At 55.9% G+C, this 23,972-nt stretch carries 23 protein-coding genes; 20 read left to right on the top strand and 3 right to left on the bottom strand.

What is annotated here, in order from left to right:
- The first annotated feature begins 4 nt into the window (after positions 1–4).
- From flgD to flgL, 9 genes are all read left to right on the top strand, one after another.
- Positions 5–715, top strand: a complete 711-nt coding sequence (flgD, locus tag H2Z33_RS22355; RefSeq protein ID WP_063135255.1) for a flagellar hook assembly protein FlgD — start codon at positions 5–7, stop codon at positions 713–715.
- A 26-nt stretch (positions 716–741) separates the two neighbouring features.
- Positions 742–1,950, top strand: a complete 1,209-nt coding sequence (flgE, locus tag H2Z33_RS22350) for a flagellar hook protein FlgE (RefSeq protein WP_063135254.1) — start codon at positions 742–744, stop codon at positions 1,948–1,950.
- Positions 1,951–1,970: 20 nt separating this feature from the next.
- Entirely contained in the window at positions 1,971–2,726 is a 756-nt protein-coding gene (locus tag H2Z33_RS22345; RefSeq protein ID WP_003857990.1) for a flagellar basal body rod protein FlgF, read from the top strand.
- An 11-nt stretch (positions 2,727–2,737) separates the two neighbouring features.
- On the top strand, positions 2,738–3,520 hold the full coding sequence (gene flgG, locus H2Z33_RS22340) for a flagellar basal-body rod protein FlgG (RefSeq protein WP_000625853.1): 783 nt from the start codon (positions 2,738–2,740) through the stop codon (positions 3,518–3,520).
- A gap of 57 nt (positions 3,521–3,577) precedes the next feature.
- Positions 3,578–4,276, top strand: a complete 699-nt coding sequence (flgH, locus tag H2Z33_RS22335) for a flagellar basal body L-ring protein FlgH (RefSeq protein ID WP_063135253.1) — start codon at positions 3,578–3,580, stop codon at positions 4,274–4,276.
- 12 nt (positions 4,277–4,288) lie between these two features.
- Positions 4,289–5,386 (top strand): flagellar basal body P-ring protein FlgI, encoded by a 1,098-nt coding sequence (locus tag H2Z33_RS22330; RefSeq protein WP_017384733.1) that lies wholly within the window; start codon positions 4,289–4,291, stop codon positions 5,384–5,386.
- Positions 5,387–6,340, top strand: coding sequence for a flagellar assembly peptidoglycan hydrolase FlgJ (gene flgJ / locus H2Z33_RS22325; RefSeq protein WP_017384732.1), 954 nt, complete (start codon positions 5,387–5,389; stop codon positions 6,338–6,340).
- A 75-nt stretch (positions 6,341–6,415) separates the two neighbouring features.
- Positions 6,416–8,056 carry a flagellar hook-associated protein FlgK gene (flgK, locus tag H2Z33_RS22320; RefSeq protein WP_032670131.1) on the top strand — a complete coding sequence of 547 codons (1,641 nt, stop codon included), beginning with the start codon at positions 6,416–6,418 and terminating at the stop codon, positions 8,054–8,056.
- A 15-nt stretch (positions 8,057–8,071) separates the two neighbouring features.
- The gene (gene flgL / locus H2Z33_RS22315; RefSeq protein ID WP_032670130.1) at positions 8,072–9,025 is read left to right on the top strand and encodes a flagellar hook-associated protein FlgL; all 954 of its coding nucleotides are present in this window, start codon (positions 8,072–8,074) and stop codon (positions 9,023–9,025) included.
- 75 nt (positions 9,026–9,100) lie between these two features.
- Here flgL and H2Z33_RS22310 read toward each other — a convergent pair whose 3' ends face one another.
- Complete coding sequence (locus tag H2Z33_RS22310) at positions 9,101–10,312, bottom strand: MFS transporter (protein WP_063135252.1); 1,212 nt, start codon at positions 10,310–10,312, stop codon at positions 9,101–9,103.
- Positions 10,313–10,406: 94 nt separating this feature from the next.
- Between H2Z33_RS22310 and H2Z33_RS22305 the strand changes: the two genes are divergently transcribed.
- Positions 10,407–11,360, top strand: a complete 954-nt coding sequence (locus tag H2Z33_RS22305; protein WP_047733702.1) for a LysR family transcriptional regulator — start codon at positions 10,407–10,409, stop codon at positions 11,358–11,360.
- A gap of 40 nt (positions 11,361–11,400) precedes the next feature.
- On the opposite strand, the gene rne is transcribed toward H2Z33_RS22305, so the two are convergent.
- Positions 11,401–14,517 (bottom strand): ribonuclease E, encoded by a 3,117-nt coding sequence (gene rne / locus H2Z33_RS22300; RefSeq protein ID WP_047057621.1) that lies wholly within the window; start codon positions 14,515–14,517, stop codon positions 11,401–11,403.
- Positions 14,518–15,087: 570 nt separating this feature from the next.
- On the opposite strand from rne, the gene rluC reads away from it, so the two are divergent.
- The gene (rluC, locus tag H2Z33_RS22295) at positions 15,088–16,035 is read left to right on the top strand and encodes a 23S rRNA pseudouridine(955/2504/2580) synthase RluC (protein ID WP_032670933.1); all 948 of its coding nucleotides are present in this window, start codon (positions 15,088–15,090) and stop codon (positions 16,033–16,035) included.
- Positions 16,036–16,113: 78 nt separating this feature from the next.
- Here the strand turns inward: rluC and H2Z33_RS22290 are convergent, their stop codons facing one another.
- On the bottom strand, positions 16,114–16,698 hold the full coding sequence (locus H2Z33_RS22290) for a Maf family protein (RefSeq protein WP_032670934.1): 585 nt from the start codon (positions 16,696–16,698) through the stop codon (positions 16,114–16,116).
- A gap of 140 nt (positions 16,699–16,838) precedes the next feature.
- Here H2Z33_RS22290 and yceD point away from each other — a divergent pair, with 140 nt between their 5' ends.
- From yceD to pabC, 9 genes are all read left to right on the top strand, one after another.
- Entirely contained in the window at positions 16,839–17,360 is a 522-nt protein-coding gene (gene yceD, locus H2Z33_RS22285) for a 23S rRNA accumulation protein YceD (RefSeq protein ID WP_003857966.1), read from the top strand.
- A gap of 16 nt (positions 17,361–17,376) precedes the next feature.
- On the top strand, positions 17,377–17,550 hold the full coding sequence (gene rpmF, locus H2Z33_RS22280; RefSeq protein WP_003857964.1) for a 50S ribosomal protein L32: 174 nt from the start codon (positions 17,377–17,379) through the stop codon (positions 17,548–17,550).
- A gap of 81 nt (positions 17,551–17,631) precedes the next feature.
- On the top strand, positions 17,632–18,666 hold the full coding sequence (gene plsX, locus H2Z33_RS22275) for a phosphate acyltransferase PlsX (RefSeq protein WP_017693638.1): 1,035 nt from the start codon (positions 17,632–17,634) through the stop codon (positions 18,664–18,666).
- Between the two features lie 6 nt (positions 18,667–18,672).
- Positions 18,673–19,626, top strand: coding sequence for a beta-ketoacyl-ACP synthase III (locus tag H2Z33_RS22270; protein WP_017384725.1), 954 nt, complete (start codon positions 18,673–18,675; stop codon positions 19,624–19,626).
- Positions 19,627–19,641: 15 nt separating this feature from the next.
- Entirely contained in the window at positions 19,642–20,571 is a 930-nt protein-coding gene (fabD, locus tag H2Z33_RS22265; protein WP_015570824.1) for an ACP S-malonyltransferase, read from the top strand.
- A gap of 12 nt (positions 20,572–20,583) precedes the next feature.
- Positions 20,584–21,318, top strand: coding sequence for a 3-oxoacyl-ACP reductase FabG (gene fabG / locus H2Z33_RS22260; RefSeq protein WP_003857956.1), 735 nt, complete (start codon positions 20,584–20,586; stop codon positions 21,316–21,318).
- Between the two features lie 154 nt (positions 21,319–21,472).
- Positions 21,473–21,709, top strand: coding sequence for an acyl carrier protein (acpP, locus tag H2Z33_RS22255; RefSeq protein ID WP_003857954.1), 237 nt, complete (start codon positions 21,473–21,475; stop codon positions 21,707–21,709).
- 91 nt (positions 21,710–21,800) lie between these two features.
- On the top strand, positions 21,801–23,042 hold the full coding sequence (gene fabF, locus H2Z33_RS22250) for a beta-ketoacyl-ACP synthase II (protein WP_032104090.1): 1,242 nt from the start codon (positions 21,801–21,803) through the stop codon (positions 23,040–23,042).
- Positions 23,043–23,162: 120 nt separating this feature from the next.
- Positions 23,163–23,972 (top strand): aminodeoxychorismate lyase, encoded by an 810-nt coding sequence (gene pabC / locus H2Z33_RS22245; protein ID WP_063135251.1) that lies wholly within the window; start codon positions 23,163–23,165, stop codon positions 23,970–23,972.

The raw sequence follows: 23,972 nt of genomic DNA, 5'->3' as shown, positions 1-23,972 counted from the left end.
ACGCATGTCCATCGCCGTAAACGTGAATGACCCGACAAATACCGGCGTCAACAGCACCAGCAGTGCGACCGGTTCCAGCTCTCTCACCGGGAGCAATGCCTCCGATTTACAGAGCAGTTTTCTGACCCTGCTGGTGGCGCAGCTGAAAAATCAGGACCCGACCAATCCGATGCAGAACAACGAACTGACCACGCAGCTTGCGCAGATCAGTACCGTCAGCGGCATTGAGAAACTGAACACCACGCTCGGCTCGGTCTCCGGTCAAATCGATAACAGCCAGTCCTTGCAGGCCGCCAACCTGATCGGTCACGGGGTGATGATCCCGGGGACCACGATTCTGGCGGGCACCAGCACTACCGATGGCACGTCCACCACCACCACGACGCCGTTTGGCGTTGAGTTGCAGCAGCCGGCCGACAAAGTCACCGCCACAATCAAAGACGCCAGCGGCAACGTGGTGCGCACGATTGAGATTGGCGAGCTTAAAGCGGGCGTTCATACCTTTACCTGGGATGGCAGCCTGACCGACGGCACTAAAGCGCCTAACGGCTCGTATCAGGTTGCGATTAGCGCCAGCAACGGCACCACTCAGCTGGTGGCTCAGCCGCTACAGTTTGCCCTGGTTCAGGGCGTCATCAAGGATAGCGATGGCAACAAACTGGATTTGGGTACCTCCGGTACCACCACACTCGACGAAGTTCGGCAGATTATCTAAGCCTTAATACTTATCAGGAGTAAGTCATGGCCTTTTCTCAAGCGGTCAGCGGCCTGAATGCTGCGGCCACCAACCTGGACGTCATTGGCAACAACATCGCCAACTCCGCGACCTATGGTTTTAAATCCGGTTCTGCGTCTTTTGCAGATATGTTTGCAGGCTCTAAAGTGGGCCTGGGCGTGAAGGTTGCGGGTATCACCCAGGACTTCACCGACGGGACGACCACCAACACCGGTCGCGGTCTGGACGTCGCCATCAGCCAGAACGGTTTCTTCCGTATGGTGGATGCCAACGGTTCCGTGTTCTACAGCCGCAACGGCCAGTTCAAGCTGGATGAAAACCGTAACCTGGTGAACATGCAGGGGCTTCAGTTAACCGGTTATCCGGTTGCCGGCACGCCGCCTACGGTGCAAACCGGTGCGAATCCGCAGGCGATCTCCATCCCAACGACGCTGATGGCGGCGAAGTCCACCACCACGGCCTCTCAGCAGATCAACCTGAACTCCACCGATACCGCGCCAACCGTCGCCTTCGATCCGTCCAACCCTGACTCTTACAACAAGAAAGGCACCGTGACGGTGTTTGACAGCCAGGGTAATGCGCACAACATGAACCTGTTTTATGTCAAGGATGCAACTCCAGCTAACTCCTGGAAAGTGTATGCGCAGGACGGCAGCGTAGCGGGAGATAAAGCTCAGCTGGCAACCACATTGGTCTTTAATGAGAGCGGTGTGTTGACCGGTGGTGCGGAAGCCGACATCAAGACCGGAGAGATCCCTGGTGCAACGGCGGCAACATTCAAAATGAGTTTCGCCAACTCCATGCAGCAAAACACCGGTGCGAACAACATCGTGGCGACGAGCCAGAACGGCTATAAGCCGGGCGATCTGGTGAGCTACCAGATCAACGATGACGGTACCGTTGTCGGTAACTATTCGAACGAACAGACCCAGGTGCTGGGCCAGATCGTGCTGGCAAACTTCGCCAACAACGAAGGCCTGAAATCCGAAGGGGATAACGTCTGGTCTGCCACGCAGTCTTCCGGGGTTGCCCTGCTGGGAACCGCGGGTTCCGGTAACTTCGGCACGCTGACTAACGGTGCGCTGGAAGCCTCCAACGTCGATCTGAGTAAAGAGCTGGTGAACATGATCGTCGCGCAACGTAACTACCAGTCCAACGCGCAGACCATCAAAACCCAGGATCAGATCCTCAACACGCTGGTTAACCTGCGTTAAGCAGCTGACGGGAAAGCGCAATGGATCACGCAATATATACAGCGATGGGCGCAGCAAGCCAGACGCTCAATCAGCAAGCTGTTACCGCCAGCAACCTTGCGAACGCTTCCACGCCAGGTTTTCGTGCGCAGCTCAACGCGCTGCGTGCGGTGCCGGTAGAAGGGCTGTCATTGCCCACGCGTACGCTGGTCACCGCCTCCACGCCGGGCGCCGACATGACGCCAGGTCAGATGGATTACACCGCGCGTCCGCTGGACGTTGCCCTTCAGCAGGACGGCTGGCTGGCGGTGCAAACGGCTGACGGCGGGGAAGGGTATACCCGCAACGGTAATATCCAGGTGAGCGCCACCGGGCAGCTGACGATTCAGGGGCATCCGGTTATGGGCGAAGCCGGTCCGTTGACGGTGCCGGAAGGGTCAGAGCTGACCATTGCGGCAGACGGGACGATCTCGGCGTTAAACCCGGGCGACCCGGCGAACACCGTTGCGCCTGTCGGTCGTCTGAAGCTGGTGAAAGCGGAAGGCAACGAAGTGCAGCGTGGCGATGACGGGATGTTCCGTCTGACCCAGGCGGCGCAGGCCACGCGTGGCGCCACGTTACAGGCCGACCCGACCATCCGCGTGATGTCCGGCGTGCTGGAAGGCAGTAACGTCAAACCGGTGGAAGCCATGACCGACATGATCGCCAGCGCCCGCCGCTTCGAAATGCAGATGAAAATCATCAGCAGCGTCGATGAAAACGCAGGCAAGGCTAACCAACTTCTGGCTATGAGTTAACAGGACTCCCTATGATCAGTTCTTTATGGATCGCGAAAACCGGTCTGGACGCACAGCAAACCAATATGGATGTGATTGCCAACAACCTGGCAAACGTCAGCACCAATGGTTTCAAGCGCCAGCGTGCGGTTTTCGAAGATTTGCTTTATCAAACGATTCGTCAGCCAGGGGCGCAGTCTTCTGAGCAAACCACGCTGCCGTCCGGTCTGCAAATTGGTACCGGCGTGCGCCCGGTCGCCACCGAGCGTCTGCACAGCCAGGGCAACCTGTCCCAGACCAACAACAGTAAAGACGTTGCCATTAAAGGTCAGGGTTTCTTCCAGGTGCAGCTGCCTGACGGGACCTCCGCCTATACCCGCGATGGTTCGTTCCAGGTGGATCAGAATGGTCAGCTGGTGACGGCGGGCGGTTTCCAGGTTCAGCCTGCGATCACCATCCCGGCGAACGCGCTGAGTATCACCATTGGTCGTGACGGTATCGTCAGCGTCACTCAGCAAGGTCAGGCCGCGCCGGTCCAGGTTGGACAGCTCAACCTGACCACCTTCATGAACGATACCGGACTGGAAAGCATCGGCGAGAACCTCTACACCGAAACGCAGTCTTCCGGCACGCCAAATGAAAGTACCCCGGGCCTGAACGGGGCGGGGCTGCTGTATCAGGGGTATGTGGAAACCTCGAACGTTAACGTGGCGGAAGAGCTGGTGAATATGATCCAGGTCCAGCGCGCCTATGAAATTAACAGTAAAGCAGTGTCGACGACCGACCAGATGCTGCAAAAACTGACGCAACTCTAAGGTGTAGCCCGGTGCGGTAAACGTCGCACCGGCTCCCTGTTTTCGAAGATGAAGGCAATGCAAAAAAACGCGGCGTTTCGTTATCCGATCCTGACTGTTCTGGCCGTCACCCTCAGCGGGTGTGCCTGGATCCCGTCTAAACCATTGGTACAGGGTGCGACTACCGCCCAACCCGTTCCCGGCCCCGCGCCGGTGGTGAACGGCTCTATTTTCCAGACCGCGCAGCCGATTAACTACGGTTATCAGCCGCTGTTTGAAGACCGTCGTCCGCGTAACGTTGGCGATACGCTGACCATTGTGTTGCAGGAAAACGTCAGTGCGAGTAAGAGCTCGTCGGCGAACGCCAGCCGCGACGGCAAAATCAATTTTGGCTTCGACACCGTGCCGCGCTATCTGCAAGGGCTGTTCGGCAACGCCCGTGCGGATGTGGAAGCCTCCGGCGGCAACACCTTTAACGGTAAGGGTGGCGCTAACGCCAGCAACACCTTCAGCGGAACGCTGACGGTAACGGTTGACCAGGTTCTGGTGAACGGCAACCTGCACGTGGTGGGCGAAAAACAGATCGCCATTAACCAGGGTACGGAATTCATTCGCTTCTCCGGTGTGGTTAACCCTCGCACCATCAGCGGCACCAATACCGTACCGTCCACTCAGGTGGCGGATGCGCGCATTGAGTACGTCGGCAACGGCTACATCAACGAAGCGCAAAATATGGGCTGGCTGCAACGCTTCTTCCTTAACTTATCGCCGATGTAAGCGAGGTGACCTATGTATAAATTTCTCTTCGCCGTGGCGCTGTCGCTGGTCGCTACCGTTGCGCAGGCCGATCGCATACGCGATCTCACCAGCGTGCAGGGCGTGCGCGAAAACTCGCTGATTGGCTACGGCCTGGTGGTGGGGCTGGATGGGACGGGTGACCAGACGACCCAGACGCCGTTCACCACCCAGAGCCTGAACAACATGCTCTCGCAGCTCGGTATTACCGTACCGGCCGGGACCAACATGCAGCTGAAAAACGTGGCGGCCGTGATGGTGACCGCGTCTTATCCGGCCTTTGCGCGTCAGGGACAGACCATCGACGTGGTTGTCTCGTCGATGGGTAACGCCAAAAGCCTGCGCGGCGGTACGTTGCTGATGACGCCGCTGAAAGGCGTCGACAGCCAGGTGTATGCTCTGGCGCAGGGCAACATTCTGGTTGGCGGAGCAGGCGCGTCGGCGGGTGGCAGCAGCGTGCAGGTGAACCAGCTGAACGGGGGACGTATTACCAACGGCGCGATCATCGAACGTGAGCTGCCGACCCAGTTCGGCACCGGCAACACCATTAACCTGCAACTGAATAACGAAGACTTTACGATGGCGCAGCAGATCGCTGACACCATCAACCGCAGCCGGGGCTACGGCAGCGCCACCGCGCTGGATGCCCGTACCGTGCAGATCCGCACGTCAACCGGCAGCAGCAACCAGGTGCGGTTGCTGGCCGATATTCAGAATATGGAAGTGAACGTGCCGGTGCAGGATGCGAAAGTCATTATCAACTCCCGTACCGGCTCGGTGGTGATGAACCGCGAAGTGACGCTGGACAGCTGCGCCGTGGCGCAGGGCAATCTCTCCGTCACGGTTAACCGCTCGGCCAACGTCAGCCAGCCGGATACCCCGTTTGGTGGCGGTCAGACGGTAGTGACCCCGCAAACGCAGATTGATTTACGACAGAGCGGCGGTTCGTTGCAGAGCGTGCGCTCCAGCGCCAACCTGAACAGCGTGGTGCGTGCTCTGAATGCGCTGGGTGCAACGCCAATGGATCTGATGTCCATTCTGCAATCCATGCAAAGTGCAGGATGCCTGCGCGCCAGACTGGAAATCATCTAAATGCTGACCGATAGCAAACTGTTGACCAGTGCCGCCTGGGATGCCCAGTCGCTCAACGAGCTGAAAACCAAAGCGGGCAAGGATCCGGCGGCGAATATCCGCCCGGTTGCCCGTCAGGTGGAAGGCATGTTCGTACAAATGATGTTGAAAAGCATGCGTGAAACCCTACCGAAAGATGGCATGTTCAGCAGCGATTCCACGCGGCTTTACACCAGCATGTACGATCAGCAGATTGCCCAGCAAATGACCGCCGGAAAGGGGCTCGGCCTGGCGGACATGATTGTGAAGCAGACCGCAGCCGCTCAGGGGCTCCCGCCTGAAGAGGCCCCGCCGCAGGTGCCGCTGAAGTTTGATCTGGAAAAGGTGACCAGTTATCAAAATCAGGCGCTGACGCAGATGGTGCGTAAGGCGATGCCGAAGCCGGCAGAAACGCGTGACGAGCCGCTCTCCGGCGACAGCAAAGACTTCCTGGCGCAGCTCTCCCTGCCGGCGCGTCTTGCCAGTGAAGAGAGCGGCGTGCCGCACCATCTGATTCTGGCGCAGGCGGCGCTGGAGTCGGGCTGGGGGCAACGTCAGATCCGCAGGGAGAACGGTGAGCCGAGCTTCAACATCTTTGGCGTGAAGGCCACCTCCAGCTGGAAAGGGCCGACCACCGAGATCACCACCACCGAATATGAGAACGGTGCGGCAGTGAAGGTGAAAGCCAAATTCCGCGTCTACAGCTCGTATCTGGAAGCGTTGTCGGATTATGTCGGGCTGCTGAGCCGGAATCCGCGCTACACCGCCGTGACCCAGGCCGCCACGCCAGAGCAGGGCGCTCAGGCATTGCAGAATGCTGGCTACGCGACCGATCCAAACTATGCGCGCAAGCTGACCAGCATGATCCAGCAGCTGAAATCTATGTCTGAGAAGGTCAGCAAAGCGTATAGCACAGATCTCGAAAATCTGTTCTGAAAGTTCTCAAGTCCCGGTGGAGGTTGCCGATAACCTTCATCAGGACTCGTGTCTGAACGTATAAAAGGAACCCCCATGTCCAGTTTGATTAACAGCGCCATGAGTGGCCTCAGTGCTGCGCAGTCGGCACTCAATACCGTCAGTAATAATATTTCAAGCTACAACGTGGCAGGTTATACCCGCCAGACCACCATTCTGGGGGCATCAAACAGCACCCTGACCGGCGGTGGCTGGGTGGGTAACGGGGTCTATGTCTCCGGTGTTCAGCGTGAATATGATGCGTTTATCACCAACCAGCTGCGCGCGGCGCAGAACCAGAGCAGTGGGCTGACCACGCGCTACCAGCAGATGTCAAAAATTGACGACGTGCTTTCTGATACCACAAACTCGCTTTCTGCCAACCTCCAGGATTTCTTTAAAAGCCTGCAAACGCTGGTGAGTAACGCTGAAGATCCGGCTGCTCGCCAGACGGTACTCGGGAAGGCGGATGGTCTGGTAAACCAGTTTAAAACCAACGATCAATATCTCCGCGATCAGGATGCGCAGGTCAATACGGCGATTTCTACCAGCGTCGATCAGATCAATAACTACGCGAAACAGATTGCCAATCTTAACGATCAGATCTCCCGGCTGACTGGCGTCGGTGCGGGCGCATCCCCGAATGAACTGCTCGATCAGCGCGATCAGCTGGTGAGTGAACTGAACAAGATTGTCGGTGTGGACGTCACCGTACAGGACAGCGGCACCTACAACATCTCTATCGCCAATGGTTACACACTGGTACAGGGCAGCAACGCCAGCCAGCTGGCGGCGGTGAAATCCAGTGCGGACCCAGCGCGTACAACAATTGCGTATGTGGATGCCGCTGCGGGCAACGTGGAAATCTCAGAAAAACAGATCACCACGGGGTCGCTTGGGGGGCTGTTAACGTTCCGTTCTCAGGATCTGGATCAGGCGCGAAACACCCTTAACCAGATGGCGCTGGCGTTTGCGGATGCCATGAATACCCAGCACCAGGCTGGCTTTGATGCCAACGGGGATGCAGGCGGCAAGCTGTTTGATTTTGGCTCGCCGGCAGTGCTGAGTAACGGTAAAAACACCGGAAGCGCGTCCGTTACGGCCACGATGACGGACAGTACAAAGGTCCAGGCGACAAACTATAAAGTTGAGTACAACGGTACTGACTGGACAATCACGCGTCTGTCGGACAATACCAGCTTCACGGCCAAGCCTGACGCCAGCGGTAATCTGTCGTTTGATGGTCTCAACGTTAAGATTAGCGGCTCAGCCGATAATAAAGACAGTTTCATCGTCAAACCGGTGAATGACGTCATTGTGAATATGGACGTAGCGATCAGCGACGAATCCAAACTGGCGATGGCCTCCGCGAAAGGAAGCGGCGAAAGCGACAATACCAATGGCCAGAAGCTGCTGGATTTACAGAGCGCCAAATTGGTGGGAGGGAACAAAACCTTTAACGATGCTTATGCCGCGCTGGTCAGTACGGTGGGCAGCACCACGGCGTCGCTGAAAACCAGCAGCGAAACCAAAGTCAACGTGGTGACGCAGCTGACCAAACAACAGCAGTCAATCTCCGGGGTTAACCTGGATGAAGAGTATGGCAACCTGCAACGCTATCAGCAGTACTATCTGGCGAATGCGCAGGTGCTGCAAACGGCGAGCACGCTGTTTGATGCATTGATCAATATCCGCTAAGGCTGAGGCATAAAAATGCGTATTAGTACTCAAATGATGTATGAGCAAAGCATGCGCGGCGTGACGAACTCCCAAAGTCTCTGGCTCAGCTACGGCGAGCAGATGTCTACGGGGAAGCGTATCAACCGTCCGTCTGACGATCCGATTGCCGCCTCGCAGGCCGTTGTGCTCTCTCAGGCCCAAACGCAAAACAGCCAGTATGCGCTGGCACGCTCCTTCGCTACGACGAAAGTCTCGCTGGAAGAGAACGTGTTATCGCAAGTGACAACCGCCATCCAGGCTGCTCAGGAGAAGATTGTCAATGCGGGCAACGGTACGTTAAGTGACGATGACCGCGCTTCGCTGGCCACGAACCTGCAAGGTATTCGCGATCAGCTCATGAACCTGGCTAACAGCACGGACGGTAACGGTCGCTATATTTTTTCCGGTTACAAGACCGAAGCGGCGGCTTTCGACCAGGCGACGGGTGATTATAAGGGCGGCGGAACGCCAATCAGCCAGCAGGTTGACTCCGCGCGCACGATGCAAATTAGCCATACGGGCACTGAAGTTTTCGATAGCTTCACCAGCAATGCCAAGCCAGAGCCAGATGGTAGTGCGCCGGAAACGAATTTGTTCAAGATCCTCGACGCCGCAATTGAAGCGCTGAATAAGCCAATTGGGGAGGATGAAACGAAAGCCGAGGCGTTTACGGCGGCTATTGATAAAGCCAACCGTGGCCTGAGCAACTCCCTCAACAACGTGCTGACCGTGCGCGCCGACCTCGGCATCAAGCTGGATGAGCTGGGCAAGCTGGACGCTCTGGGTGAAGACCGCGCGCTGGGTCAGACCCAGCAGATGAGTAACCTGGTTGACGTGGACTGGAACTCGGTGATTTCGTCCTACACCATGCAGCAGGCGGCGTTGCAGGCCTCGTATAAAGCCTTTAGCGATATGCAGGGTATGTCTTTGTTCCAGATGAACAAATAAGACTCTGACCTGTTTGACATGTCTTGAAACTGGGCATGTTTTGACTGCCCAACCCGTCCGGGTTGGGCATTTTTTTTACACACTTTCTGCCTGTGCGGACAGCACCCGGGCGCTTTCAATCACTCTGATAGCCAGCGCAATGGCACCACACAGGGTTGCCAGAGCCACCATGCCAGACCAGCCTGCCAGCGTATAGATATTGCTGCCTAATGCCGAACCCAGCGCCATTCCGATGAAAATGACGGTAAACAGCAGGGCGTTCAGGCGTCCGCGGGCCTGCGGCTCAAGGCTGTAGACCAGGTTCTGGTGGGCCACGAGGCTGGACTGCAAGCCGAGATCGAAACCGACCGCTGAGAGGGCAATCAGGATCAACTGACCGTGTACACCCAGTGCCGGCATTATGAACATCAGGGCAAACGAGAGGGTCACCAGCGCGGCACCCAACTGGGTCACTTTACCTGCGCCCAGCTTATCGGCAAGACCCCCTGCCAGCGGTGCAGCCAGCGCACCAGCGGCTCCGGCAATACTAAATCCACCCGCTACGGCACTGCCAAGGTGATACCGTTCCAGCAGCATGACCGCCAGCGTTGACCAGAATGCGCTAAAGGCAATCGACAGAAAACCCTGAGCCAGCGCCGCGCGACGCAGTGCCGGGTAACGACGCCACAGGTGCTCCATGGAACGCATCAGCGCGGGATAGCTCAGCGTGGAGTGAACGGCGAAGCGGGGAAGCACGGCCCACATCACCACGCCAATAAAGGCAATACTTGTGGCGGCAAGCTGATACATCACCCGCCAGCCAAAGGCCTCACCCACCACGCCGCTGACGGTTCTGGAGAGTAAAATCCCCAGCAGCAGGCCGGTCATCACCGTGCCGACCGTTTTTCCCTGTTTACCTTCCGGCGCGAGGATCGCTGCGGCCGGGACAATATCCTGCGCCATGGTGGCGGCCATGCCAATCAGCAGGCTGGTGAGCAGCAGGGAGTGCAGTTGTCCGGTCAGGCTACAACCCAGCAGGAACAGCGCCAGGGCCGCACTTTTTATCAGGATCAGCGTTCTGCGGTCATGACGATCGCCGAGCGGGAGCAGAAACAGGATGCCCAGGGCATAACCTGCCTGGGTAAGCGTCGGGACCATGCCCATGCCTTCGATGCTCAGATGCAGGTCTGAGCCCATCAGCGGCAGAAGAGGCTGGGCATAATAGATGGATGCCACGCTAAAGCCCGCACCGAGCGCCAGCATTAAGATTACCCAGCGGCTTACGGCCCGGGTGGTGGTTGTGTTCATAAGATGTTCCTCATTCGTCGTGTGCGGCTATTTTTTATCAGTACGCCTTGCGACGGTAGCGGGCGCGGTGGTAAAACGCTTATACGTGTGGCGTATGGGTAAAAATGGTATGAAAAGGTCTGAGCGTATAGATCGGGTAGAACTGATGCGAACGTTTGTTCGCATTGTGGAGGCGGGGTCTCTTTCTGCGGCGGCACGTCAGCTGGCAACAACCCAGGCCACGGTGAGCCGACGGTTGCAGTCGCTTGAGACCATGCTGGGAGTACGCCTGATGCTGCGCACAACCCATACGACCCGGCTGACCGATGACGGCGAACGCTGCTATCAGCATGCCCGACGGGTGATTGACAGCTGGCTGGCGCTGGAAGACGAGGTAGGGCAGACGGAAGATGAACCGGTTGGGGTGCTGAGGGTGCGCGCCCCGCACGCGTTTGGCCAGGATCAGCTTCTGAAACCGTTAACCGAATTTTTACAGCGCTATCCCCAGCTTTCTGTTGAGTGGATGCTCAACGATCGCTCGGTTGATTTCCTCGGCGACAACCTTGACTGTGCTATTCGGGTGGGTGTGGAAGTCGATCCGGCAACCGTGTCCGTGCTGCTGGCTGAAGTGCCGCGCTCGGTGGTGGCTTCACCGGAATTACTGGCCCGTTATCCCGCCGTTAAAACGCCGGAAGATTTGCAACCGCTTCCCTGGATTGCCATCAGCTCTTTTTATCAACGCCATGTGGAGCTTTTCCACGATGCATCATCTGCCCCGGCGCGGGTTACCATTACGCCACGGCTGAGTACCGACAGCCTGTATGTGGCGCGCAATACGGCACTCACCGGGCTGGGCGTGGCGGTGGTATCCAGCTGGACAGTACAGGATGATATTCAGGAAGGACGACTGGTGCATCTACTGCCAGAGTGGCAGCCGGCAGCGTTACCGGTACATCTGGTTTACCCCTGGTCTCGTTATTATCCGGCGCGCTTGCGGCGTTTTCTGGAGCTGATGCGGAAGATAATGCCGGAGGTCACCGGAATGAGAAAGCCCCTGCAACAGCCATAAAAAAGCCGACCCGAAGGTCGGCTTTCAGTCTTAGCGTGCGTTATTCAACAGGCTGAGGACGGGTCGCTGGCGCAGTAGCCATGTGCGTTGCACTGTGACCACCGGCAGCACCTTTGCCTTCGAAGTTGAATGCCGGACGAACCCAGTCGCTATGGCGTGGCGCTTCAGGTACATACTCAGGTGCCGGGGCGCGAGTCATCGGCGCGGTAGCAACGTGAGCAGGCGCTGGAGCGGCAACGACCTCAACCGGCTCGGATTTCACTTCAGCCTCTTTGACCTCTTCGACAACAGGCTCAACCTGAATCTCGACGTCCTGAACAACCTCTTCCGTCACCGTTTCGACGGCAACGTCTGCGGGCTCTTCTGCTGCGGAGACTGGTTCAGCTTCCTCCGCGACTTCTTCAGCCACCACGGTATCTTCTTCGGCAATGATCTGCGGGGCGGCATCAACCGGCGCAGCAATCACTTCAGGATGGGTCGTTTCCACTTCCACAGCCTGCGGTGCCGCCGTGTCAACAACCTGCGGTTCAACCACGGTTGCCGCTTCAGTCACGACGTCTTCCACCGCTGCTACCGGTGCAATCACCTCTTCGGTCACAGCCTGTTCTTCAACAGCCTGCTCCGGGCGAGCAACCGGATAACGGATCCAGACTTTACCGGATGCCATCTCAGGTGACGCGCACGCCACGGTCAGCGGCATTGGCGACTGAGTCGGGTAACGCTCGTCACGGTAGCGACGACGACGCTGGCCGCTCACGCGCAGGTGACGCGGAGAACGACGGGAGCGACGCGGCATACCTGCGTTGTCACGGTTTTCGCTGCTTTCGTCCTGCTCAACCTGATTTTCCACTACGGCTGGTAGGTCAACTTTTGCAACCTGGGTACCCGTTGTGCTTTCTGCTGTTTCAACCGCGATAATGTCGTTTTCTTCCGTCTGAACAGCACCCACACGTACTTTCTGGGTCAGCTGACGCTGCTTACGACGCGGCATAACCTGAGTACGCTCTTCCTGCTCCGTGTCCTGCTGTTCAACAGGCGCTTCGCGGTTCAGGTTTTTGACTTCCTGCTGGGCCTGGCGTTTCTCGTCGTTACGACGACGGTTACGCTCGCGGCGAGGTTGCTGCTCGTCACGCTGTTTGCTCTTCTCGGACTCATCGCCCGCCTGCTGGCGAATCTCACGATCTTCAACGTTCTGCTGTTGCTTCTCGCGACGGTTGCGACGGTTGTCCTCGCGTTGTTCACGACCTTCGTTGTTCTCGGAACGATTATCACGGCGCTCGTTACGATCGCTACGGTCGTTGCGGTCATTACGATCGCGACGATTGTTCTGACGCTTACGACGGTCCTGCTGACGCTCTGGTTTCGCTTCTTTTGGCGCTTCTTTCGGCTGCTCAGGCTGAACTTCTTCGCCAGCAAACATTTTTTTCAACGCGCCGAAGATGCGGCTCAGGAGACCCGGCTGCTCAGGCTGCGCTTTTGGCGCGGCAGGGGCCGCCTTTTGCACGGCAGGTTTTGCCGCTGGTTTTTCCAGCGTCGCTTCCGGCGGGGCTTCCGGCATGATGAAGGTTGCTAATGCAGGCTGCTCAGGCAGTTTACGCTCGGCAGGCTCTTCATCCGATGGCAGCGCCATTTCTTCTTCATGCAGCTTCGGTAGCAGGTAGCTGAGGGTGCTTGTCTCTTCGCCTTTACGCACGCGCAGCACGTGATAGTGCGGGGTTTGCATCTCGTCGTTTGGCACGATGATGCAGCGAACACCGCCCTGACGCGCTTCAATTGCGCTTACCGCTGCACGTTTTTCGTTCAGCAGGTAGGAGGCAATCGGCACCGGAACGATGGCGTGAACCTCTTTGGTGTTCTCTTTCAGCGCTTCTTCTTCAATCAGACGCAGAATAGAGAGGGAGAGCGATTCATTGTCACGCACGGTACCCGTACCGGAACAGCGCGGGCAGACGTGATGGCTGGACTCGCCGAGTGACGGGCTCAGACGCTGACGGGACATTTCCAGCAGGCCGAAGCGCGAGATATGGCTAATCTGGATACGTGCGCGATCCTGGCGCACCGCTTCACGCAGACGGTTTTCAACCGCACGCTGGTGGCGAACCGGGGTCATGTCGATGAAGTCGATAACAATCAGACCACCCAGGTCGCGCAGGCGGAGCTGGCGGGCGATTTCATCAGCGGCTTCAAGGTTGGTGTTGAAGGCGGTCTCTTCGATGTCGCCGCCACGGGTTGCACGCGCGGAGTTGATGTCGATAGCGGTCAGCGCTTCGGTGGTATCAATTACGATAGAACCGCCGGACGGCAGACGCACTTCACGCTGGAAGGCAGACTCGATCTGGGATTCAATCTGATAGTGGCTGAACAGCGGGATTTCACCGGTGTACAGTTTAATTTTGCTGGTGAAATCCGGGCGACCCAGCGCGGCGATGTGCTGGCGAGCCAGCTCAAGCACTTTCGGGTTATCAATCAGAATTTCACCGATGTCCTGACGTAGATAATCACGGAAGGCACGCACAATAACGTTGCTTTCCTGGTGGATCAGGAACGGAGCAGGACGGCTCTCAGCCGCTTTCTTGATGGCTTCCCAGTGCTTCAGACGGAAGCTCAGGTCCCACTGCAACGCTTCGGCAGATTTGCCGACGCCTGCGGTGCGCACGATAAGGCCCATGCCGTCTGGCAGCTCGAGACTTGCCAGCGCTTCTTTCAGCTCGGTACGGTCATCGCCTTCGATACGGCGAGAGATGCCACCCGCACGCGGGTTGTTTGGCATCAATACCAGATAGCTTCCTGCCAGGCTGATAAAGGTGGTCAGTGCGGCACCTTTGTTGCCACGCTCTTCTTTATCGATCTGGACGATAACTTCCTGACCTTCACGCAGAACATCTTTAATGTTCGGACGGCCATGGGAGTTGTAGTTTGCAGGAAAATATTCGCGGGCGATTTCTTTGAGAGGAAGGAAACCGTGACGCTCAGCACCGTAATCGACAAATGCAGCTTCAAGGCTTGGTTCAATGCGGGTGATTTTGCCTTTGTAAATGTTCGCTTTTTTCTGTTCGTGTCCAGGACTTTCGATATCCAGATCGTACAGGCGCTGCCCATCCACAAGGGCGACACGCAACTCTTCTTGCTGAGTTGCGTTGATTAACATTCTTTTCATCGTAACTTACTCGTTATTCTTACATTGACGACAAAGCTGCGGGCAAGGTGACGCTTTCCGGGGTATGAACCGATGGCCTCGTGTCTATTCACGTCGCCAACCTCACGGTTGTCGCTCGCTTAAGAGGCGCAGAGTGTCGGTTGCCTGTGTTTCATACGGAAACACAGCGCAATTATCAGGGGAATTGCCTGGGAAAACTCTCCAGAGAACAATCCTTATACCGGGAAGTACTGCAACCCGCAGCCCGCTAACTGCCTGAAAGATCAATACGTCTTACGCCATTGCTGCGTGGATGATCGGTCAGACAAAATTGGTCATTCCGTCGACATCCTTACAAAACCCGGATTTAACGCGGAAAACGGATTCATTATTCCACTGCTCGCCGGGTTATAGCAAGATGACTTTTACCAATTATCACCCGGTTACTCACAGTTTCTTCACTTCAACGGGGTGATTGGTTTAATAACCACCAAATCGATTGCGCGAAAGGGGAGTGGTCCGGATAAAAGTAAATATAAGCATAGAAAAATGAGTGGCGCTAATGTCTGACGCTATTTAGAATCGCCAACCATGAAAACAGAGACTCCAGCCGTAAAAATGGTTGCCATCGCCGACGACGAGGCGGGGCAACGTATCGATAATTTTTTGCGCACCCAGTTGAAGGGCGTGCCAAAAAGTATGATTTATCGCATCTTGCGTAAGGGCGAGGTGCGGGTGAACAAAAAACGCGTGAAGCCAGAGTATAAGCTCGAGGCGGGCGATGAAGTCCGGATCCCACCGGTACGTGTTGCAGAGCGTGAAGAAGATGTCGTTTCTCCGAAGCTGCAAAAAGTCGCGGCCCTGAGCGACGTTATCCTTTATGAGGACGACCACATTCTGGTGCTGAATAAACCGTCCGGAACGGCGGTACACGGGGGGAGCGGTCTGAGCTTCGGCGTGATTGAAGGGTTACGCGCGCTGCGCCCGGAAGCGCGTTTCCTCGAACTGGTTCACCGTCTTGACCGCGATACCTCTGGCGTGCTGCTGGTGGCGAAAAAACGTTCTGCGCTGCGTTCACTGCATGAACAGCTGCGCGAAAAAGGGATGCAGAAAGATTACCTGGCGCTGGTGCGCGGCCAGTGGCAGTCCCACGTGAAAGTGGTGCAGGCGCCGCTGCTGAAAAATATTCTGCAAAGCGGCGAGCGCATTGTTCGTGTTAATCAGGAAGGGAAACCGTCTGAGACGCGCTTTAAAGTTGAAGAGCGCTACGAATTCGCCACGCTGGTGCGCTGTAGTCCGGTGACGGGGCGTACCCACCAGATTCGCGTCCATACCCAGTTTGCGGGCCATCCGATTGCGTTTGATGACCGCTATGGCGATCGTGAATTTGATAAGCAGCTGGCGGGAACAGGGCTGTCGCGTCTGTTCCTGCACGCGGCAGCGCTGAAATTTACCCATCCTAATACCGGCGAAGTTATCCGTATTGAAGCGCCGCTGGATGAGCAGCTCAAACGCTGTCTGAAAGTTCTGCGCGGCTGATTTTGTGCCGGGTGGCGCTGCGCTTACCCGGCCTACGAAATCCGTAGGCCCATGCAAGCGAAGCGCCGCTGGGCAAAGTCACGCCGTCAGTGGATTACACTCTTCTCGCCTTAACATCTGGCACAGCGCAATCAGCGGCAACCCCACCAGCGTGTTGGGATCGCGGCCATCGAGCTTGTCGAACAACGCAATCCCTAGTCCTTCACTTTTAAAGCTCCCTGCACAGTTTAGCGGACGTTCCCGACGCACATAATCCATAATCTCCTGCTCGCTAAGATGACGGAAGTGCACATCAAACGGCTCGCACTCGGTTTGCAGATGACCGGAAGCCGAATTATAAAGCGCCAGGCCGGTATAAAAGGTCACGATACCGCCTCGCGCACGCAACAGCTGCTGGCAGGCGTTTTCTTCCGTATGCGGTTTGCCGGTGATTTCGCCGTCCAGCACACAAACCTGATCGGAGCCTATAATCAGATGTGCGGGGTAACGTACGGCCAGCGACTGTGCTTTCTCTTTCGCGAGACGGGTCACCAGATGACGCGGTGACTCGCCCGGCTGTGGCGTTTCATCCACCTCCGGCGCAGCGCATTCAAACGGGATCCCGAGCTTTTCCAGCAGCATTCGGCGATAAGGTGAAGTGGAAGCAAGGACGAGATTTGGCATATTTTTATCACCAGATATAGCGTATCGATGCCAGCCATTTTAAACTACAGGCCGCAATGTGTGCGAATAATTGGCAAAAGGCAGCTCTGGTTGCCTTTTTCTTTGACTCTATGACGTTACAAAGTTAATATGCGCGCCCTATGCAAAAGGTAAAATTACCCCTGACTCTTGATCCGGTTCGTACGGCTCAAAAACGCCTCGATTACGAAGGAATCTATTCTTCCGATCAGGCTGAGCGTATTGCCGAATCTGTAGTCAGTGTGGACAGTGATGTAGAATGCTCCATGTCGTTCGCTATCGACAACCAGCGTCTCGCCGTGTTAACCGGTGATGCAAAGGTGACGGTAACGCTCGAATGTCAGCGTTGCGGGAAACCGTTTGTACAGCATGTTCACACAACGTATTGTTTTAGTCCGGTTCGTTCTGACGAACAGGCTGAAGCACTCCCGGAAGCGTATGAGCCGATTGAGGTTAACGAATTCGGTGAAATCGATCTTCTGGCGCTGGTTGAAGATGAAGTCATCCTCTCCCTGCCAGTCGTTCCGGTGCATGATTCTGAACACTGTGAAGTGTCCGAGGCGGACATGGTCTTTGGGGAACTGCCTGATGAAGCGCAAAAACCAAACCCATTTGCCGTATTAGCCAGCTTAAAGCGTAAGTAATTGAGGAGTAAGGTCCATGGCCGTACAACAGAATAAACCAACCCGTTCCAAACGTGGCATGCGTCGTTCCCATGACGCGCTGACCGCAGTTACCAGCCTGTCTGTAGACAAGACTTCTGGTGAGAAACACCTGCGTCACCACATCACCGCTGACGGTTTCTACCGCGGCCGCAAGGTTATCACTAAGTAATCACGCGTCAGCGTGATTAGGCTTAGTGAGGAACTTCCCCGTGCAAACGGGGAGTTTACCGAACCAGGCTGCGACGATACCTTGACACGTCTAACCCTGGCGTTAGATGTCATGGGGGGAGATTTTGGCCCTACCGTCACAGTGCCTGCAGCATTGCAGGCACTGAATTCTAATTCGCAACTCACACTTCTTTTAGTCGGTAATCCCGACACAATCACGCCATTACTTGCAAAAGCTGACTTTGAACAACGTTCGCGTCTGCAGATTATTCCTGCGCAGTCAGTTATTGCCAGTGATGCCCGGCCATCGCAGGCTATTCGTAATAGCCGTGGCAGCTCTATGCGAATGGCGCTGGAGCTGGTGAAAGAAGGGCGAGCGCAGGCTTGCGTCAGCGCGGGAAATACTGGTGCGCTGATGGGGCTGTCGAAATTATTGCTCAAGCCGATTGAGGGCATTGAGCGTCCGGCGCTGGTGACGGTATTACCGCATCAGCAGAAGGGCAAAACGGTGGTGCTGGATCTGGGCGCTAACGTGGATTGTGATAGTACAATGCTGGCTCAGTTTGCCGTTATGGGGTCGGTGCTGGCTGAAGACGTGGTCGGGATTAACAATCCCCGCGTTGCTTTACTGAATATTGGTGAAGAAGAGACTAAAGGCCTGGACAGTATCCGCGACGCTGCGGAAATACTCAAACAGGTCCCCTCCATCAACTATATTGGTTATCTCGAAGCCAATGAGTTGCTGACGGGCAAAACGGATGTATTAGTGTGTGATGGCTTCACCGGAAACGTGACGTTGAAGACCATGGAAGGGGTCGTACGAATGTTCCTTTCTCTGCTGAAATCGCAGGGAGAAGGTAAAAAAAGGTCCTGGTGGCTGATTTTATTAAAGCGTTGGTTACAAAAAAGCCTGACGCGGCGATTCAGTCACCTCAACCCCGACCAGTATAATGGCGCCTGTCTGTTAGGATTGCGCGGCATCGTGATTAAGAGTCATGGCGCCGCCAATCAGCGAGCATTTACCGTCGCGATTGAACAGGCAGTGCAGGCGGTGCAGCGACAAGTCCCTCAGAGGATTGCCGCTCGCCTGGGATCTGTATTAGCTAAAAGTGACTGAGCGTACATGTATACGAAGATTTTAGGTACCGGCAGCTACCTGCCAAAACAAGTGCGTACCAACGCCGATCTTGAAAAAATGGTAGATACGTCTGACGAGTGGATTGTCACGCGCACAGGTATCCGTGAACGTCGTATCGCCGCGCCAGACGAAACTGTGTCCACCATGGGCTACGAAGCCGCTCAGCGAGCGCTTGAGATGGCTGGCATTGATAAAGAACAGATCGGGCTTATTGTGGTGGCGACAACCTCTGCCACGCATGCCTTCCCAAGCGCAGCGTGCCAGGTGCAGAACATGCTCGGCATCAAAGGCTGCCCGGCATTTGATGTTGCAGCAGCGTGCGCGGGTTTCACCTATGCGCTGAGCATCGCCGATCAGTATGTAAAATCGGGCGCCGTAAAATATGCGCTGGTGATCGGCGCTGATGTGCTGGCGCGTACCTGCGATCCAACCGATCGCGGCACGATCATTATTTTTGGCGATGGCGCGGGCGCGGTGCTGCTGGGGCAGTCCGAAGAACCGGGTATCATCTCCACGCACCTGCATGCCGATGGCCGCTACGGCGAGCTGTTAACGCTGCCTAACGCCGATCGCGTTAATCCTGATAACTCCATTTACCTCACCATGGCAGGTAATGAAGTATTCAAGGTGGCGGTGACTGAGCTTGCGCATATTGTCGATGAGACGCTGGAAGCCAATAACCTTGAACGCACCGCACTCGACTGGCTGGTGCCGCATCAGGCGAACCTGCGTATCATCAGCGCGACGGCGAAGAAGCTGGGCATGTCTATGGATAACGTTGTGGTGACGCTTGATCGCCACGGCAACACCTCTGCGGCATCGGTACCGTGCGCATTTGACGAAGCGGTACGCGATGGACGAATTAAACGGGGCCAACTGGTCTTGCTTGAAGCCTTTGGTGGCGGGTTCACCTGGGGTTCCGCGCTGGTTCGTTTCTAGGATAAGGATTAAAAAATGACGCAATTTGCTTTTGTGTTCCCGGGACAGGGCTCGCAAACTGTTGGGATGTTGTCTGAAATGGCAGCAAACTATCCGGTTATTGAAGAGACTTTCCGTGAAGCCTCTGACGCGCTGGGTTATGATCTGTGGGCGCTGACCCAACAGGGCCCCGCTGAAGAGCTGAACAAAACCTGGCAGACTCAACCGGCACTGCTGGCAGCCTCCGTCGCATTGTGGCGCGTATGGCAGCAGCAGGGCGGCAAAGCGCCGACGCTGATGGCGGGTCATAGCCTGGGTGAATACTCTGCGCTGGTCTGCGCAGGGGTGATTGCCTTCGCTGACGCGGTACGCCTGGTTGAATTGCGTGGTAAATTCATGCAGGAAGCGGTGCCAGAGGGCACGGGCGGCATGTCTGCCATCATCGGTCTGGATGATGCGTCTATCGCTAAAGCCTGTGAAGAATCTGCTGAAGGTCAGGTCGTTTCTCCGGTAAACTTTAACTCGCCAGGCCAGGTGGTTATCGCGGGTCATAAAGAAGCGGTTGAGCGTGCAGGCGCTGCCTGTAAAGCTGCGGGCGCAAAACGTGCACTGCCCCTGCCGGTGAGCGTGCCGTCTCACTGCGCGCTGATGAAGCCCGCTGCCGATAAGCTGGCGGTTGAGCTGGAAAAAATGACCTTTAACGCACCGACGATTTCCGTTGTGAATAACGTCGATGTGCAGTGCGAAACCGCGCCGGAGGCTATCCGTAACGCGCTGGTTCGCCAGCTCTACAGCCCGGTTCAGTGGACTAAAACCGTTGAATTTATGGCGTCTCAGGGCGTTGAACATCTGTATGAAGTTGGTCCAGGTAAGGTACTTACCGGTCTGACAAAACGTATTGTAGACACCCTGACTGCCTCGGCGATTAACGAGCCGGAAGCCATGAAAGCGGCACTCTCGCAATAAAAGAGGAATACCATGAGTTTTGAAGGAAAAATTGCCCTGGTGACCGGCGCAAGCCGCGGTATTGGGCGCGCTATTGCTGAAACACTGGTTGCGCGCGGCGCGACGGTGATCGGGACTGCGACCAGTGAGAATGGCGCACAGGCCATCAGCGACTATCTGGGTGCGAACGGTAAAGGTCTGGTACTGAATGTGACTGAACCAGCATCTATCGAATCTGTTCTGGAAAATATTCGCGCAGAGTTTGGCGAAGTGGATATTCTGGTCAATAATGCCGGGATCACTCGCGACAACCTGCTGATGCGAATGAAAGACGACGAGTGGAACGATATTATCGAAACCAACCTGTCATCTGTATTCCGTCTGTCAAAAGCGGTAATGCGCGCTATGATGAAAAAGCGTCATGGTCGTATTATCACTGTAGGTTCTGTGGTTGGTACCATGGGAAATGCTGGTCAGGCTAACTACGCTGCGGCGAAAGCAGGTCTGATCGGTTTCAGTAAGTCGCTGGCGCGTGAAGTCGCGTCCCGCGGAATTACTGTAAACGTTGTTGCTCCGGGCTTTATTGAAACGGACATGACGCGTGCGCTGACTGATGAGCAGCGTGCGGGTACGCTGGCGGCAGTTCCGGCGGGTCGTCTTGGCGACCCTAAAGAAATCGCCAGCGCGGTTGCATTTTTAGCCTCTGACGAAGCGGGTTACATCACTGGTGAAACCCTCCACGTCAACGGCGGGATGTACATGGTTTAATCACGATCGAAAATATTTGCGTTATTTGGGCAAATGGCCTCAAAATAACGTAAAATCGTGGTAAGACCTGCCGGGATTTAGTTGCAAATTTTTCAACATTTTATACACTACGAAAACCATCGCGAAAGCGAGTTTTGATAGGAAATTTAAGAGTATGAGCACTATCGAAGAACGCGTTAAGAAAATTATCGGCGAACAGCTGGGCGTTAAGCAGGAAGAAGTTGTGAACTCCGCTTCCTTTGTTGAAGACCTGGGCGCAGATTCTCTTGACACCGTTGAGCTGGTAATGGCTCTGGAAGAAGAGTTTGATACTGAGATTCCGGACGAAGAAGCTGAGAAAATCACCACCGTTCAGGCTGCCATTGATTACATCAACGGTCACCAGGCGTAAGTGAACATCTCCAGGCGGTCATTCGACCGCCTGAGTTTTATCTTTTGTTGTCCCACGAATCTCTTTTTTTATCCCTCCCTGGAGGACAAGCGTGTCTAAGCGTCGTGTAGTTGTGACCGGACTTGGCATGTTGTCTCCTGTCGGCAATACCGTAGAGTCCACCTGGAAAGCTCTCCTTGCCGGTCAGAGCGGCATCAGCCTAATCGACCATTTCGATACTAGCGCCTATGCAACGAAATTTGCTGGCTTAGTAAAGGATTTTAACTGTGAAGAGATCATCTCGCGCAAAGAACAGCGCAAGATGGATGCCTTCATTCAATATGGAATTGTCGCTGGCGTTCAGGCCATGCAGGATTCTGGCCTTGAGATTACGGAAGAGAACGCGACCCGTATCGGCGCCGCTATCGGCTCCGGGATTGGCGGTCTTGGTCTGATTGAAGAAAACCATACATCTCTGATGAATGGCGGCCCGCGTAAAATCAGCCCGTTCTTCGTTCCGTCTACGATTGTCAACATGGTGGCAGGTCACCTGACCATTATGTTCGGCCTGCGTGGCCCAAGCATCTCAATCGCGACAGCCTGTACGTCTGGCGTGCATAACATCGGCCAGGCCGCGCGTATCATTGCGTACGGCGATGCAGATGCTATGGTTGCGGGCGGCGCTGAAAAAGCCAGTACCCCGCTGGGCGTCGGTGGCTTCGGTGCAGCGCGTGCGCTCTCTACCCGAAACGATAATCCTCAGGCGGCGAGCCGTCCGTGGGATAAAGACCGTGATGGTTTCGTGCTGGGTGACGGTGCAGGTATGATCGTACTGGAAGAGTACGAACACGCGAAAAAACGTGGCGCGAAAATTTATGCTGAAGTTGTTGGCTTTGGCATGAGCAGCGATGCTTATCACATGACGTCTCCTCCAGAGAACGGCGCAGGCGCTGCGCTGGCGATGGAAAACGCCATTCGCGATGCGGGCATTACGCCGGCACAGATTGGCTACGTTAACGCCCATGGGACGTCTACCCCTGCGGGCGATAAAGCAGAAGCGCAGGCTGTTAAGTCTATCTTCGGCGAATCTGCCGGCCGCGTAATGGTAAGCTCCACGAAATCCATGACCGGTCACCTGCTGGGTGCTGCGGGGGCAGTAGAGTCAATCTACTCTATCCTCGCGCTGCGCGATCAGGCTGTACCGCCAACCATCAACCTGGATAATCCGGATGAAGGTTGCGATCTGGACTTCGTTCCTCACGAAGCGCGCCAGGTTAGCGGTATGGAGTATACCCTGTGTAACTCCTTCGGCTTCGGTGGGACTAACGGTTCTCTGATCTTCAAAAAGGTCTGAGTCTGGTTAGTCGCTGACGATAAAAAAGGTCCGCTTGCCGGGCCTTTTTTATTAGGTGAAATCCCCTTGTCCGGCTGCTCACATCCTGCCAGACTGAGCCTCCACGCATAAGGAGCCACCATGTTTTTAATTAATGGCCTTGAGCAAGACACGCTGCCGGCAAGCGACAGGGCGACCCAGTTTGGCGATGGCTGTTTCACGACTGCGCGTATTCTCGACGGTGGCGTGTGTCTGCTCGGGACCCATATCCTTCGTTTACAAAAAGCCTGCGAAGCATTACTGATCCCCTTCTCGCAGTGGGACATTCTTGAAAGTGAAATGCGTCGGCTGGCGTCAGATAAAGCAAGCGGCGTCCTGAAAGTCATTATCAGCCGCGGGAGCGGTGGCCGGGGCTATAGCGGTTCTGCCTGTCTGCATCCTACGCGGGTCCTTTCCGTTTCAGATTATCCTTCCCATTATGCGCACTGGCGTGAAGAGGGCGTAGCCCTGGCGTTAAGTCCGGTACGTCTGGGGCGAAACCCGATGCTCGCTGGCATAAAACATCTCAACCGCCTTGAACAGGTGCTTATTCGTACTCATCTTGAGCAGACGGAGGCCGGGGAGGCGCTGGTTCTTGACAGCGAAGGGTACATTACGGAATGCTGTGCGGCTAATTTACTCTGGCGGAAGGGCAGTGATGTGTTCACGCCTTCGCTGGAGCAGGCCGGCGTCAACGGCATTATGCGGCAGTTTTGTCTGCACCAGCTGGCACGCGCAGGCTTTCGCGTTGTCGAAGTCAACGCTAAGGAAGAGGCGCTGCTGTCTGCCGATGAAGTCGTAATCTGCAATGCGCTGATGCCCGTTGTCCCCGTTCGCGCTTATGGCCGCAAATGCTGGTCATCCCGCGAGCTGTTCCAGTTTCTGGCCCCGTTATGTGAGCAAACCAGGTAG

Source organism: Enterobacter sp. YSU (assembly GCF_016082135.1).
In the GTDB taxonomy this organism is placed as follows: domain Bacteria; phylum Pseudomonadota; class Gammaproteobacteria; order Enterobacterales; family Enterobacteriaceae; genus Enterobacter; species Enterobacter hormaechei_C.
The sequence above is the reverse complement of the archived record's forward strand: the minus strand, read 5'-3'. Positions and strand labels throughout refer to the sequence as shown.